Raw genomic sequence first — 12914 nt, forward strand, 5'->3', positions numbered from 1 at the left:
GGCCGGGTAACGGGAAACGAAGCAGTCGAATGAGGGGGGATTGCGGGTGCGCGAACGGGTGGCCATCGTGACGGGGGGATCGAGCGGGATCGGCAAGGCCATCGCCAAGAAGCTGGCGGAAGCGGGGGCCAATGTGGTGATCACCGGCCGCAACGCGGAGCGGTTGGAAGCGGCCAAGGCGGAGATCGCGCGCGCGGGCGGCGAGGTGCTCACCGTGCCGATGGACGTGCGCGACCCGGAACGGGTGCAGCAGATGGTGACGGCGACGAAGGAAGCCTTTGGGCGCATCGATTTCCTCATCAACAACGCGGCGGGCAATTTCCTCTGCCCGGCCGAAAACCTGTCCATTAACGGCTGGAACGCCGTCATCAACATCGTGCTGAACGGCACCTGGTACTGCACCCAGGCGGTGGGCAAGGAATGGATTGCCGCGGGGCATCCCGGCGCCATCGTCAACATCGTCACCACCTATGCGTGGACGGCGGGGCCGGGGGTGATTCACTCCGCCTGCGCCAAGGCGGGCGTGCTGGCCATGACGCGCACGCTGGCGGTGGAGTGGGGCAGCAAATACGGCATTCGCGTCAACGCGGTGGCGCCCGGCCCCATCGCCGATACGGGCGGCGCCGAGCGGCTGTTGCCCGACGAGGAGGCGGTTCGCAAGACCGTGGAGAGTGTGCCGCTTGGGCGGTTGGGGCGCCCCGAGGAGGTGGCCGACGCCGTCTTGTTTCTCCTGTCGCCTGCGGCGGCCTACATCAACGGCGCGTGCCTCACCGTCGACGGCGGGCAATGGCTCAACCGGGCCCCGTTTTGAGCGAAGGACGCTGTGGGGGACGGGAGTGGGCGACGACGTGCCAGTTCGGCGGAAGCGAGCGTTCCCGGACGCCGGGCGTTCGCGCCGCCGGGCTGGCGCTTTTTTTGCTTAGGGCCGCAGGATGCGGTACCGTTTGCGCGGGCGGCCCACCTTGCCGTAGTCGTACTCGGCAACCACGCGCCCCGTCTCTTCGAGGTACTGGACGTAGCGGTGCACCGTGGGGTAGGCCAGGGCGGTGCCTTGGGTGATCTCGGCCAGGGTGACGGGATGGGCTTGCGCGCGCAGGTAGGCGAGGATCTTCTCGAGCGTGGTGGGGCAGATGCCCTTTTCCCCGGCGGGCTCGGCGGAGCGGCGGCGTTGCGCCGCAACGAGGTCGCGCATCTTGAGGTGGAGGCGGACGCGCGAGATCAGATCCGGCGCCTTGACTGGCTTGACGGCGAAGTCGGTGGCGCCCGCCTCGAGAAAGCGCGCCGCCACGTCGGTGCGTTCCTCGACGGTGAGGACGAGGATCGGGACGTCCGGGTCGAGGGCGCGCAGGCGGCGCACGGTGGAGAGCCCGTCGCCGTCGGGCATGTGGTAGTCGACAATGACGAGGTCGTGGCGGCGGGCACGGAACCGCGCCAAGCCGGCCCATCCGCTCGCCGCCGTTTCGACCTGCCAGCCGGCGAAGGTAAGAATTTCGGACAGGGTGAAGCGGACGCTTTCGTGGTCGTCGATGACGAGAATGAAGGCAGGTTCGCTGTGCACGGAAACGTTCCTCCCCGTTCACGAGGGACTTGTCCGCTTTACCGGCAAACCGGGGTCCGGCGCGCAGGGCAGCGTGAGCACCACGGTGGTTCCGCGGCCCGGCGCGCTGGCAAGGGTCACCGTGCCCCCGTGGGCAGCCACCACCTTTTTCACGAAGGGGAGGCCCAGTCCCGTGGCCTGCTTGGTGCTGAAGCCCGGCTTGTCGATCTCGCCCAGCAGGTGGGGCGGGATGCCGGGGCCGTCGTCTTCCACGCGCAGGCGGACGGCGCCGTCGGACGCCTCGGCGCGGATGGCGATGCGGCCCGGCCGGTCGCCGATGGCGCTCATGGCGTTCTCAAGGAGGTTCATCAGCACGCGGGCCATGCGGATGCGGTTGACGCGGACGGGTGGCAAATCCGGCGGAACCTCCACCTCGAGGCGGATGTGGTCCCGGTGGGGCAGCCAGTGGGCGCGCACCAGGTTGACCAGTTCGTGCGGCCGCGTGTCGACGCGGACGTCCTCGCGCAGGATCTCGTTGATCATTGTCGCCAGCGTCTGCACCGCTTCTTCGATGCGCTGGGCATAGGCGCGCGTCTGCTCCGACGGCGCGGCGAGGGCAAGGAGCGAGGCCAGCCCCTCCACCGTCACGAGGGGCGTTTTCAGGTCGTGGACGAGGGCGTGCAGCTCCTGGTACACCCGGTGCTCCAACAGTTGCAGCTTGGCTTCGTGCAGCGCGCGGGCTTGCCGCTCGATCGTTTCCGCCGCCGCAAGCTGTGCGGCATAGCCGACGGCCAGCTGAACGTACAGGACGGCGGAGGCCAGAAGGGGCACGACCAGCGCAACGGACAGGAGGGCCAGAAGCGGCTCGGCTCCGAGAAATTCGGCGGCAAGATGCAGGCTGACGGCCAGGTCGTCGCGTCCAAAGCCGAAGGGGATCAAGATCGGGCAGGCGTTCAGCCACTGCCCGGCAAACAGCACGTGTCCGACGATGCCGACGGTGGACCATACGGTGCGCTGCCGCTCCGGGATGCGGGCCAAAAGCGCCGTGACGACGGCCAAGCTCAGGAGATGCGGCACGGGCGGGCCGGGAACCCCTCTGGCGGCGACCGCGTCGCGCGCCAGCAGGACGGCGAGGGCCACGGCGGCAAATACACCTTGCGTCCGCGAAGAGGAGAAGGTGCGGCGGCCGGAAACAACGAGGTAGGCCCCGATGAGCACGGCCCCGTCGGCCAGCGTATAGAGGCCGGCGCGCCCAAAGGTAGCCAGAACCAACGTTCCGCTGTCGGCCTCCCGGATGGCGCGAGCGATGGCCTGCAGGACGGAGACGGCCAGCGGTTCGCTCCAGTACGGGGCGAGGGCGGCGAGGAGGAGCAGCGCCGCGCCGACGGCCCGCTGCACGGGGCGTTCCGCGCGGTCGAAGAGGATCGGGATCCGCATGGGTCTCCCCCTAGCGGTATGCGGAGTTGAGCGGGATCTTCGCCGCCTCGAAGGTGCGCACGCGCGTGTACGGGACATCGTGGCGGCGGGCCAGGGCGGAAAGGTGGCGATCCTGTTCGGCATCGGCGCGGGCGATGACGTACCGGGCATGGGGAAGCAGCAGGTCGAAAAGTGCGGCGCTGCGCGCGTCGTTGCGCAAGGGGCCTCCGAAAAAGACGAGGATGAGCGGCACGCCTTGCCGGTGGGCAAGCTGGGCGATTTCCCGCGCGCGCCGGACCTCCGCTTCCCACGTCCGCCTTGCAGCGGCAAGGCCGACGGGGCTGTAGCCGACCGCCAAAAGGACGCTCCGGTAGGGGGAAAGGTCCCGCGCCTCGGCATAGGGGCGCACGTCGCCGTCGATGTGCAGCGTGTCGGCCAGGCGGGCGAGGGCATGCACCTCGACGCCTTGACCGACTGCCGTGATCAGGGCCGGTTCGCGAGCGACGGGAAACGGCAAGTGGGGGAGCGTCCATTCTCGTGCCGGAACGGTGGCGACCGCTTCTCGGTACGCGCAGGCAAGGGCCAGCGCAACCAGCAGGGCCGGCACGATCCAAGGGCGTCCGCGACGGTTGGACATGGCCGGTCCTCCCCGTGGCGGTTTGTTTTTCTTCGCGAAAAAAGAAGACCAGAGGAACGGCTCATCCTCTAGTCTAGCAAATGGGACGCAAGTGTTCACCTTTTTTAAACGTTTCCATTCTTCGCTGCAATCGTTCTACCGCTTCAACCGGGGATCCAGGGCGTCGCGCAGGCCATCGCCCAGCAGGTTGAACCCGAGGACGGTGAGCAGGATGGCCAAGCCCGGGAACGTGACCACCCACACCGCCGTCTGGAAGGCAGACTGGCCTTCCTTCAGCATCAGCCCCCATTCCGGCTGGGGCGGCTGGGCGCCGAGGCCGAGGAAGCTGAGGCCGGCGGCGTCGAGGATGGCCGTGCCGATGCTGAGGGTGGTCTGCACGAGGATCGGCGCGAAGCAGTTGGGCAGGATGTGGCGGAAGAGGATGCGCGCGTCGGACGCGCCGATGGCTCGCGCCGCCTCGACGAATTCCATCTCCTTTACGGCGAGGACCGACGAGCGGACGATGCGCGCGAATTGCGGGATGCCGACGATGCCGATGGCGATCATGGCGTTGATCAGGTCCGGACCGAGGATGGCCACGATGGCGATGGCCAGCAGTATGCTCGGGAAGGCGAGCAGGATGTCGACGAGGCGCATGATGACGAGATCCACCGCCCGGCCGAAATAGCCGGAAACCGCGCCCAGCAGCGTGCCGAGCACAAGGGAGATGCCCACCGACACGACGCCGATTTCCAGGGAAATGCGCGCGCCGTGCAGGATGCGGCTGAAGATGTCGCGGCCTTGGGCGTCGGTGCCGAGCCAGTGCTCGGCCGAGGGCGGCTTGAGGCGGTTGTAGAGGTCGGTGTCGTGGACCGGGTCGTACGGGGCGAGCACGTCGGCGAAGAGCGCCGCCAACAGCAGCAGGGCGAGGATGACCAATCCGGTGCAGGCCGACTTGCTGCGCAAAAGGCGCGACAGGGCGTCCCGCCAGGGTCCGGCCGCCTTGTGCGGCGTGATGCCTGCCGGGGGCGCGGGTGTTCGGGCGTTGTGCGCATGGGGGATCGGTGCTGGCGTGGACATGCCCGGCTTCCCTCCTTACTCCAAACGGATGCGCGGATCAAGGGCTTTGTACAGGAGATCGGTTACCAGGTTGATGATCACGAACAGCGTGGCGATGAACAGGATGGTGCCCTGGACGACGGGAATGTCGCGGGCGAGGATGGCGTTGACCACATAGCGACCGATGCCCGGCCAGGAGAAGATCGTTTCGGTCAGCACCGCGCCGCTGAGCAGGGCCCCGAACTGCAGGCCCATCACGGTGAGAACGGGGAGAAAGGCGTTCTTCAGCGCGTGGCGCACGAGGATGACGTGTCCGCGCAGCCCTTTGGCCTTGGCGGTGCGGATGTAGTCCTGCTCGAGAACTTCCAGCATGCTTGCCCGCGTCATGCGCGCGATGATGGCCATCGGGATCGTGCCGAGCACGACGGCAGGCAAGAGAAGATGGGCCAGGCTGTCCCAGAACGCCGGCCAGTTGGCCGTGAGCACGCTGTCGACAAGGTGCAGGCCGGTGATCGTCTCCAATTGAATGTCGTGGGAGAGGCGGCCGGACGGCGGCAGCCACCCGAGCTGGACGGAGAAGGCCCAGATGACGAGCAGCCCCAGCCAGAAGATCGGCATCGACACGCCGATGAGCGCCCCGGTCATGCTGAGGTTGTCGAACCACGAGTGGGGACGGACGGCGGCGATCACGCCGGCCGTCACCCCGACAACGGTGGCGACGAGCATGGCCGCCAGGGCGAGCTCCAAGGTGGCCGGAAAGCGCTCCATCAGCTCGACGGCGATTTGCTCGTGGGTGTGGATGGAGCGGCCGAGATCGCCGGAGAGGACGCGGCCGAGAAAGCGGGCGTACTGCACGAGGAAGGGGTCATTCAGGCCGAGGTCTTCGCGCAGCTGCGCAAGCTGTTCCGGCGTGGCCCGCTCGCCGAGCATCACCTGTGCCGGGTCGCCGGGGATGAGGTGCAGGAGCAGAAAGGCGAGAAAGGTGACGCCGATCAGCACGGGAATCAGCCAGACGAGTCGCTTGACGATGTAGCGCAGCATGGGGACTCCTCCTCATGGAAAGGCATTTCCTCCGGGGGTTTCCCCGGAGGAAATGCGCATCCTGCATGGCCACGCCGATCTCGCCGCGGTCGGCGCGTTGCAGCGCCGCCGCCGCGCGAGGCGCGGCCTCACTTTTGCACGTCTACCTTGTTGAGCGGCTCGGAGCCCGTCGGGTGCGGCACGTAGTTCTTGACGTAGGCGCGGGCGGCCAGCGGCGGCGTGGCGTGGGCGAGGGGCACCCACGGAGCGTCGCGGTGGATGATCTCCTGCGCCTTCTTGTACAGCTCCTCGCGCTTCTTCTGGTCGGTCTCGCGCTGGGCTTGGATGAGGAGCGCATGCAGCTCGTCGCTGCGGTAGAAGGAGATGTTGCCCGCGCTGCCCTTGACGGCGTTGTCCTTGTCCAAGAGCACGTACAGGAAGTTGTCCGGGTCGCCGTTGTCGCCCGTCCACCCGAGCAGGGCCATGTCGTGCTCGCCGTTTTTCGTCTTCTCCAGATAGGTCCCCCATTCGTAGGAGACGATCTTCGCCTCGATGCCCACCTTGGCCAGGTCGGCGGCGATGGCCTGGGCGATCTGCTGCGGCTGCGGCATGTACGGCCGCGGGTTGGGCATGGCCCACAGCGTCGTCTTGAAGCCGTTCGGGTAGCCGGCTTCGGCCAAGAGGGCCTTCGCCTTCTCGGGGTTGTACTCGTAATCCTGGATCTCGTCGTTGTAGCCCCACAGCGTGGGCGGCAGCGGGTTTTTGGCCGGCTTGGCCAGCCCGCCGTAGAAGGCGTCGATCAGCGCCTGCTTGTTGATGGCGTGGTTGATGGCCTGGCGCACCTTCGGGTTGTCAAAGGGCTTCTTGTCCATGTTCATGGCCAGATAGCCGACGTTCATCGACGGGCGCAGGATCAGCTGCAGGTCGGGGTTGTTCTTGACGTTCGGCACGTCCTCGGGGTTGAGCCCGTCCATGATGTCGATCGTGCCGGCCTGCAGTTCGAGGAAGCGCGCCGCGTTGTCCGGGATGACGCGGAAGATGAGCGTTTTGATCTTGGCCTTTTCGCCCCAGTAGTTGTCGTTGCGCTCGAGGACGATCCGGTCGTCCTTTTTCCATTCCTTGAAGATGAACGGTCCCGTACCGACCGGGTTCTTGAAGAAGTCCTTCCCGTACTTCTTGATCGCCGCAGGGCTGGCGATGGCGAAGGCCGGCATGGCCAAGGTTTGCAGGAAGGGTGCGTTCGGCTCCTTCAGCGTGATCTTCACTTCGTAGGGCCCCGTTTTTTCCACCTTTTGAATGATGCCGGGGAATCCGCCGAACATATAGCCGTAGTATTCAAAATCGCCGTGGTGGTACGGGTGGTTTTTGTCCATCCACCGCTGGAAGTTGAAGACGACGGCGTCGGCGTTGAAGTCGGTTCCGTCGTGGAACTTGACGCCTTCGCGCAGCTTGAACGTCCACACTTTGCCGTCCTCGCTCACGTTCCACTCCGTGGCCAGGGCCGGCTTGACGGTGGTGTCCTCTTCGTTGTACTGGACGAGGGTATCAAAGATCTGGTGCGTCACCCGAATCGACTCGCCGTCGGTGACGTTGGCCGGGTCGAGGCCGACCGCGTCGCTGCCGCGGCCGAAGACGAGCGTCTTGTCGCCGCCCGCGTTGCCGGATCCGCCGTCGGTCGTCGCCGGCTGGCTTTGGTTGGGTGCGGCCGTCTCCCGCGCGCCGCAGCCGGCGAGCGCCGTGGCCAGGGCGAGCAGGAGGACGAGGGTGAGCAAAAAGCCCTTTTTCCGCATCGCGTGACAACCTCCTTGTGGATGGGATTGGTTTTGGGCAGGAGCGCGCGCCGGAACCGGCGCGGTGTTGCCTCGCCGCTAGACCGCGTGGCAGGCCACCCAGTGTCCGCCGCCCAGGTCGCGCAACTCGGGGCGCTGCTCGCGACAGCGCGGCTCGGCTAGCGGACAACGGGGGTGAAAGGAGCACCCCGGCGGCAGGAAGCGCATGTCCGGCGGGCCGCCGGGAATGGGGGTGAGCCGCGCGTTCCGGTTCCCGTCGAGGCGCGGCAGCGAACCGAGCAGGCCGACGGTGTACGGATGGCGCGGGGAGGCAAACAGGGTGCGCACGTCGGCCTCTTCGACCGGCCGGCCGGCGTACATCACGAGGACGCGGTCGCACACCTCGGCCACCACGCCCAGGTCGTGGGTGATCAGGATGACGGCCATGCCCAGCTCCTCTTGCAGCCGCCGGATCAGCTCGAGGATCTGCACCTGGATCGTCACGTCGAGGGCGGTGGTCGGCTCGTCGGCGATGAGGAGCTTCGGCTGGCAGGCCAGGGCCATGGCGATCATCACCCGCTGGCGCATGCCGCCGGAAAACTCGTGCGGGTAGGCGTCGAGGCGCTTGTGCGGGTCGGGGATGCCGACCATGGCCAGAAGCTCGGCTGCCCGCGCCCGGGCCGCCCGTTTGCTCAGCTTCCGGTGCGTGGTGAGCACCTCGGCGATCTGGTCGCCGACGGTCAGCACGGGGTTGAGCGACGTCATCGGGTCCTGGAACACCATGGCGATGCGGTTGCCGCGGATACTGGCCATCTCCCGCTCCGTCTTGGCGAGCAGGCTTTCGCCTTCCAGGCGGATGTCGCCGCCGACGATGCGCCCGGGCTCGGCGACGAGGCGAAGGATGGACAGGACGGTGACGCTCTTGCCCGATCCCGACTCGCCGACGATGCCGAGGGTCTCCCCGGGGGCAACGGTGAAGCTGACCCCGTCGACCGCCTTGACGACCCCCGTTTTGGTGAAGAAGTACGTGCGCAGGTCGCGCACCTCGAGAAGCGGCGCCTCGGCTGTGTTCATGGTGGCGGCCCCCTTTGTTGAGTCCGTTGGATTCGACAGCGGGCGAGCCGTTCCCTATTTTTTCTCATATTTCTCTTAACTTTTTCTCATCACCCAACTCGCAACTGAACAAACAGAATGGAAGATTGGTACAATAGGAACAACGGAGGGGATCGGTGTGCGCATTGAAGCGGCCGAATTGCGCGTGCTTCGCCTGCCGCTGAAGTTTCGCTTCGAAACCTCCTTCGGCGTGCTGACGGAGCGCACGATTTTGCTGCTGACCTTGTTTTCCGACGGTTTGGAAGGCTACGCGGAAGGGGTGATGGAGCGCCTTCCGCTGTACCGCGAGGAAACGGTGGACAGTGCGTGGTACCTCCTTCGGGACGTCGTCCTCCCGCGCGTGGTGGGGAAATCCTTCCCCAACCCCGAGTCCCTGGTCGAGGCGCTCAAGCCGCTGCGCGGCAACCGCCAGGCCCTGGCCATGGTGGAGATGGCCTTCTGGGATCTCTGGGCCAAGGGCTTGGGCGTGCCGCTGTGGCAGCTCTTGGGCGGCGTGCGGACGGCCATTCCCGTGGGCGTGTCGCTGGGCATTCAGCTGTCGCTGGCGGCGACGGTCGAGGCGGTGGAACGGGCCGCGGCGCAGGGGTACAAGCGCGTCAAGCTGAAGATCAAACCGGGGTGGGATGTGGCCGTTGTGGCGGCGGTGCGCGAGCGTTTCCCTGACCTCGATCTCACCGTCGACGCCAACGCGGCGTACACGCTGGCCCAGGAGACTGTCTTCATCGCCCTCGACGAATTCCGTCTAACGTACATCGAGCAGCCGCTTTCCTACGACGACCTCGTCGACCACGCCAAGCTGCAGGCGCGGCTGAAGACGCCGCTGTGCCTCGACGAGTCGATCCTCTCGCCGGAGGACGCCCGCAAGGCGCTGGAGCTGCGCGCCTGCGGGGTGATCAACATCAAGGTGGCCCGCGTCGGCGGCCATCTCGCCGCGCGGCGCGTCCACGACATCGCCCAGGCCTTTGGCGCGCCGGTGTGGTGCGGCGGCATGCTCGAGGCCGGTGTGGGGCGAGCACACAACCTGCATCTGTCCACCCTGGCCGGCTTCACCCTGCCCGGCGACACCAGCTCGGCCAGCCGCTATTGGGCGGAGGACATCGTCAACGAGCCGCTGGAAGCGGAAAACGGCGTCGTACCGGTTCCGGCGGGGCCGGGCATCGGCGTGACGCTCAACCGCGACGTCGTCGCCCGCGTCACCGAGGCGGCCGTCACGCTCAAGCCGGAGGTGGGGCGCGGTGGCTGAGGTGAAGGTGCGCGAGCTGCGCGGGGTGGAGGAGCTGGAACGCGTCGTCGCGCTGCAGCAGGCGGTGTGGGGCTTTGCCGACCGCGACGTCGTTCCCGCAGCGTTGCTCATCGCCGCCCAGGAGGAGGGGGCCCTCATCGCCGGGGCCTTCGCCCAGGGCGAGCTGATCGGCTTCGTGTTCGGCTTTCCCACGCGCGATCCGGCGCAGCAACACTCGCACATGCTCGGCGTGCTGGAACCCTACCGCGGCACCGGCGCGGCCCTCGCCCTCAAGCGCTTCCAGCGCGACTGGTGCCTTGCGCGCGGCATCGCCCGTGTGGTGTGGACGTACGATCCCCTGCGCGGCGGCAACGCCAACTTCAACGTGCGCAAGCTGGGCGTGACGGTGCGGCGCTACCTGCCCGACTGCTACGGCGCCCTACGCGGCGTCAACGCGGGGGCGCCGTCGGACCGCTTCTGGGCCGAGTGGGAGCTGGCCTCCCCGCGCGTGGCGGCCCGCCTAAGCGCGCCGCTGCCGCCCGCCGACGTGCGCGACGTGCCCTTCGCCAACCGCGTCGACGGCGACGTGCCGCGGGAGGCGGTGCTCGACCTCGACGCGCCGCGCCTCCTCGTGCGCATTCCCGACGACTGGGGGGCGATCCTGGGCCGCGATCCGGCCTTGGCCCTGCGGTGGCGGCTGCACGCCCGCGAGGTGTTCGGCCACTACTTTGCCCGCGGGTACCGGGTGACGGAGTTTGTCCCCCGCCCCAACGCCTACGTTCTCGAACGCATCCCGGTGGGGGAGGGTGGCTGAATGTCGGCGATTTTGGCCTACCTGGCGCGCCACTGCGACGCGATGCTGCGCGACATCGAGACGCTCGTGCGGGCCGCGTCGCCCTCGACGCGGAAAGCGCTCGTTGACCGCTGCGGCCGTGTGCTGGCGGAGCTGGTGGCGGCGCGGTTGGGGGTAAGGGGGGAGAGGATTCCCCAGGCGGAGGTGGGGGACCATTACCGGTTCGCCATCGGGGACGGGGACCGGCAGGTCCTCCTCCTCGCCCACCACGACACGGTGTGGGAGGAGGGGCGCCTGGCCTTTCGCGTGGAGGGAAGCCGGGCCTACGGGCCGGGCATCTTCGACATGAAAGGGGGCATCGTCCAGGCGGTGTGGGCCCTGAAGGCCCTCGTCGACCTCGGCGTGCCCCTCGCCAAGCGCGTCGTCCTCCTGTCCACCTCCGACGAGGAGATCGGCAGCCCGACGTCGCGCGCGCTGATCGAGGCCGAGGCGCGAAACAGCGCGGCGGTGCTCGTGTTGGAGCCGGCCGCCGGCGCGGACGGGGCGCTGAAGACGGCGCGCAAAGGCGTGGGCCTTTACCGGCTGACGGTTAGGGGACGGGCGGCCCACGCCGGAAGCGACCCCGACAAGGGCGTCAGCGCCGTGGCTGAGCTGGCGCGCCAGGTCCTCGCCCTCGAGGCCCTCGCCGCTCAGGAGAAGGGGACGACGATCAACGTGGGCGTCGTTCGCGGTGGCACGCGCAGCAACGTCATTCCCGAGGCGGCGGAGGCGGAGATCGACGTGCGCGCTGCGACGCTGGATGAGGCGCGGCGCGTCGACGCGGCCATCCGCGGGCTCAAGCCCGTCCTGCCTGGGGCGACCCTTGCGGTGACGGGCGGGATCAACCGCCCGCCGATGGAGCGGACGGCGGCCATCGGCGCCCTCTTTGCACGGGCGCGCGTCATCGCCGCGCGGCTGGGCTTTTCCCTGTCCGAGGCGGCCGTCGGCGGGGCCAGCGACGGCAATTTCACTGCTGCCCTGGGCGTGCCCACCCTGGACGGGCTGGGCTGCGTCGGCGACGGCGCCCACGCGGAGCACGAGCACATCGTCATCGACGCCCTGGCCCCGCGCGCGGCGCTCTTGGCCCATCTCCTGGCCGAGCTGTAAACGGGGCCGGATTTCCCAACAAGGAGGTGGCGCCCATGGAGGCGATGCGCGCCGTCGTGTTCGATGCGTACGGCACGCTCTTCGACGTCCAGGACGCGGTGGCGGCGGTGTGCGACCGCCGCTTTCCCGGCTACGGGAAGGCGCTCGGGGAGCTGTGGCGGCGGAAGCAGCTCGAATACACCTGGCTGTGCTCGCTGATGGGCCAGTACCGCGATTTTTGGCGGCTTACCGAGGACGCGCTGGCGTACGCGCTGAAAGCGTTGGGTCTGAACGCGGCGCCGGATGCGCGCCGGGAACTGCTGGAAGCGTATCGGACCCCTCCGCCTTACCCCGAGGTTTCCCGTGCGCTAGAAGCCATGGTGGGAAAGACCTTGGCCATTCTGTCCAATGGCACGGCGGAAATGCTCCGCGCGGCCGTGGCGAACGCGGGACTGGCCGGACGGTTTGCCGCGGTGATTAGCGCCGATGAGGCACGCGTCTATAAGCCGCATCCGGACGTGTACGCGCGGGTTCTGACCCGGCTGGGCGTGGCGAAGGAGGACGTGCTGTTTGTGACGGCCAACGCGTGGGATGCGGCGGGGGCGAAGCAGTTCGGGTTCCGCGTCTGCTGGCTGAACCGGTTCGGCATGCCGTTTGACGAGGGGTTGGCCGTCCCCGACCGGGTGGTCGAACGCCTCGACCAGCTTTTCTAAGCCGCTCCGCGTCCGAACCGGATCGCGGTTCCCTTTCGCGTCCCCGATTGCGCCCCTTGCAACGGTTGGGCATGCCGATGGGCAAGCGCGATGGCGACGGATGGATTGCGCCGCCCGCGCGGTGGATATTTTCGTCGGGCGGTGGTATACTGGTTGTGTCTTGATCGAAAGCGATCGATTTAAAACGAGACGACTCGGTAAGGGGGAAGCGCCAATGGCGATCGTCAACGCCACGGATCAGACATTTCAAAGCGAAGTGGCTTCGGGGACGGTGCTGGTCGACTTCTGGGCGCCGTGGTGCGGGCCGTGCCGCATGATCGCGCCGGTGCTGGAGGAGCTGGACAAAGAGATCGGCGATAAGGTGAAGATCGTCAAGGTGAACGTCGACGAAAACCCGGACACGGCCAGCCAATACGGCGTGATGAGCATTCCGACGCTTATCCTGTTCAAAGACGGGCAACCGGTTGACAAGATCATCGGCTATCAGCCGAAGGAAGCCCTGCTCAGCCACCTCAACAAACATCTGTGAGC

13 protein-coding genes are annotated in these 12914 nt (G+C 67.7%); 6 read left to right on the top strand and 7 right to left on the bottom strand.

Translation table 11 applies throughout. The features are described 5' to 3' along the window. The first annotated feature begins 46 nt into the window (after positions 1–46). Entirely contained in the window at positions 47–811 is a 765-nt protein-coding gene (gene fadH, locus IEX61_RS00600; protein ID WP_188816511.1) for a 2,4-dienoyl-CoA reductase, read from the top strand. 108 nt (positions 812–919) lie between these two features. Here the strand turns inward: fadH and IEX61_RS00605 are convergent, their stop codons facing one another. The 7 genes from IEX61_RS00605 to IEX61_RS00635 form a co-directional block, all read right to left on the bottom strand. Then, on the bottom strand, positions 920–1558 hold the full coding sequence (locus IEX61_RS00605) for a response regulator (RefSeq protein ID WP_188816512.1): 639 nt from the start codon (positions 1556–1558) through the stop codon (positions 920–922). Between the two features lie 18 nt (positions 1559–1576). Then, positions 1577–2974: a sensor histidine kinase gene (locus IEX61_RS00610; RefSeq protein WP_188816513.1), complete on the bottom strand. Its 1398-nt coding sequence runs from the start codon at positions 2972–2974 to the stop codon at positions 1577–1579. Positions 2975–2984: 10 nt separating this feature from the next. Beyond that, positions 2985–3590, bottom strand: coding sequence for a DUF6305 family protein (locus IEX61_RS00615; RefSeq protein ID WP_188816514.1), 606 nt, complete (start codon positions 3588–3590; stop codon positions 2985–2987). 135 nt (positions 3591–3725) lie between these two features. After that, positions 3726–4649 (bottom strand): nickel transporter permease, encoded by a 924-nt coding sequence (gene nikC, locus IEX61_RS00620; RefSeq protein ID WP_083463093.1) that lies wholly within the window; start codon positions 4647–4649, stop codon positions 3726–3728. Positions 4650–4664: 15 nt separating this feature from the next. Beyond that, positions 4665–5669: an ABC transporter permease gene (locus IEX61_RS00625; protein WP_054672626.1), complete on the bottom strand. Its 1005-nt coding sequence runs from the start codon at positions 5667–5669 to the stop codon at positions 4665–4667. 128 nt (positions 5670–5797) lie between these two features. Further along, positions 5798–7438 (bottom strand): ABC transporter substrate-binding protein, encoded by a 1641-nt coding sequence (locus IEX61_RS00630; RefSeq protein WP_188816515.1) that lies wholly within the window; start codon positions 7436–7438, stop codon positions 5798–5800. A 78-nt stretch (positions 7439–7516) separates the two neighbouring features. Beyond that, positions 7517–8491: an ABC transporter ATP-binding protein gene (locus IEX61_RS00635; protein WP_188816516.1), complete on the bottom strand. Its 975-nt coding sequence runs from the start codon at positions 8489–8491 to the stop codon at positions 7517–7519. 157 nt (positions 8492–8648) lie between these two features. Here IEX61_RS00635 and menC point away from each other — a divergent pair, with 157 nt between their 5' ends. The 5 genes from menC to trxA all read left to right on the top strand — a co-directional run bounded on the left by menC (position 8649) and on the right by trxA (position 12912). Beyond that, positions 8649–9773 (top strand): o-succinylbenzoate synthase, encoded by a 1125-nt coding sequence (gene menC, locus IEX61_RS00640; protein ID WP_188816517.1) that lies wholly within the window; start codon positions 8649–8651, stop codon positions 9771–9773. After that, positions 9766–10566 (top strand): GNAT family N-acetyltransferase, encoded by an 801-nt coding sequence (locus tag IEX61_RS00645; RefSeq protein WP_188816518.1) that lies wholly within the window; start codon positions 9766–9768, stop codon positions 10564–10566. The genes menC and IEX61_RS00645 overlap by 8 nt, the downstream gene beginning before the upstream one ends. Then, entirely contained in the window at positions 10567–11691 is a 1125-nt protein-coding gene (locus IEX61_RS00650) for a M20 family metallopeptidase (protein ID WP_188816519.1), read from the top strand. Positions 11692–11726: 35 nt separating this feature from the next. Continuing rightward, entirely contained in the window at positions 11727–12383 is a 657-nt protein-coding gene (locus IEX61_RS00655; RefSeq protein ID WP_188816520.1) for a haloacid dehalogenase type II, read from the top strand. A 214-nt stretch (positions 12384–12597) separates the two neighbouring features. After that, a complete protein-coding gene (gene trxA / locus IEX61_RS00660; RefSeq protein WP_188816521.1) occupies positions 12598–12912 on the top strand; it encodes a thioredoxin in 315 nt (104 codons plus the stop codon). Positions 12913–12914 lie beyond the last annotated feature (2 nt).

Origin of the sequence: Calditerricola satsumensis (genome assembly GCF_014646935.1) — a bacterium.
In the GTDB taxonomy this organism is placed as follows: Bacteria; Bacillota; Bacilli; order Calditerricolales; family Calditerricolaceae; genus Calditerricola; species Calditerricola satsumensis.

Bases quoted from the DNA above. Each gene is read 5' to 3' on its own strand.
- IEX61_RS00610 (WP_188816513.1), bottom strand. From the start codon at position 2,974: ATGCGGATCCCGATCCTCTTCGACCGCGCGGAACGCCCCGTGCAGCGG.
- IEX61_RS00615 (WP_188816514.1), bottom strand. From the start codon at position 3,590: ATGTCCAACCGTCGCGGACGCCCTTGGATCGTGCCGGCCCTGCTGGTT.
- nikC (WP_083463093.1), bottom strand. From the start codon at position 4,649: ATGTCCACGCCAGCACCGATCCCCCATGCGCACAACGCCCGAACACCC.
- IEX61_RS00625 (WP_054672626.1), bottom strand. From the start codon at position 5,669: ATGCTGCGCTACATCGTCAAGCGACTCGTCTGGCTGATTCCCGTGCTG.
- IEX61_RS00630 (WP_188816515.1), bottom strand. From the start codon at position 7,438: ATGCGGAAAAAGGGCTTTTTGCTCACCCTCGTCCTCCTGCTCGCCCTG.
- IEX61_RS00635 (WP_188816516.1), bottom strand. From the start codon at position 8,491: ATGAACACAGCCGAGGCGCCGCTTCTCGAGGTGCGCGACCTGCGCACG.
- IEX61_RS00650 (WP_188816519.1), top strand. From the start codon at position 10,567: ATGTCGGCGATTTTGGCCTACCTGGCGCGCCACTGCGACGCGATGCTG.
- IEX61_RS00655 (WP_188816520.1), top strand. From the start codon at position 11,727: ATGGAGGCGATGCGCGCCGTCGTGTTCGATGCGTACGGCACGCTCTTC.
- trxA (WP_188816521.1), top strand. From the start codon at position 12,598: ATGGCGATCGTCAACGCCACGGATCAGACATTTCAAAGCGAAGTGGCT.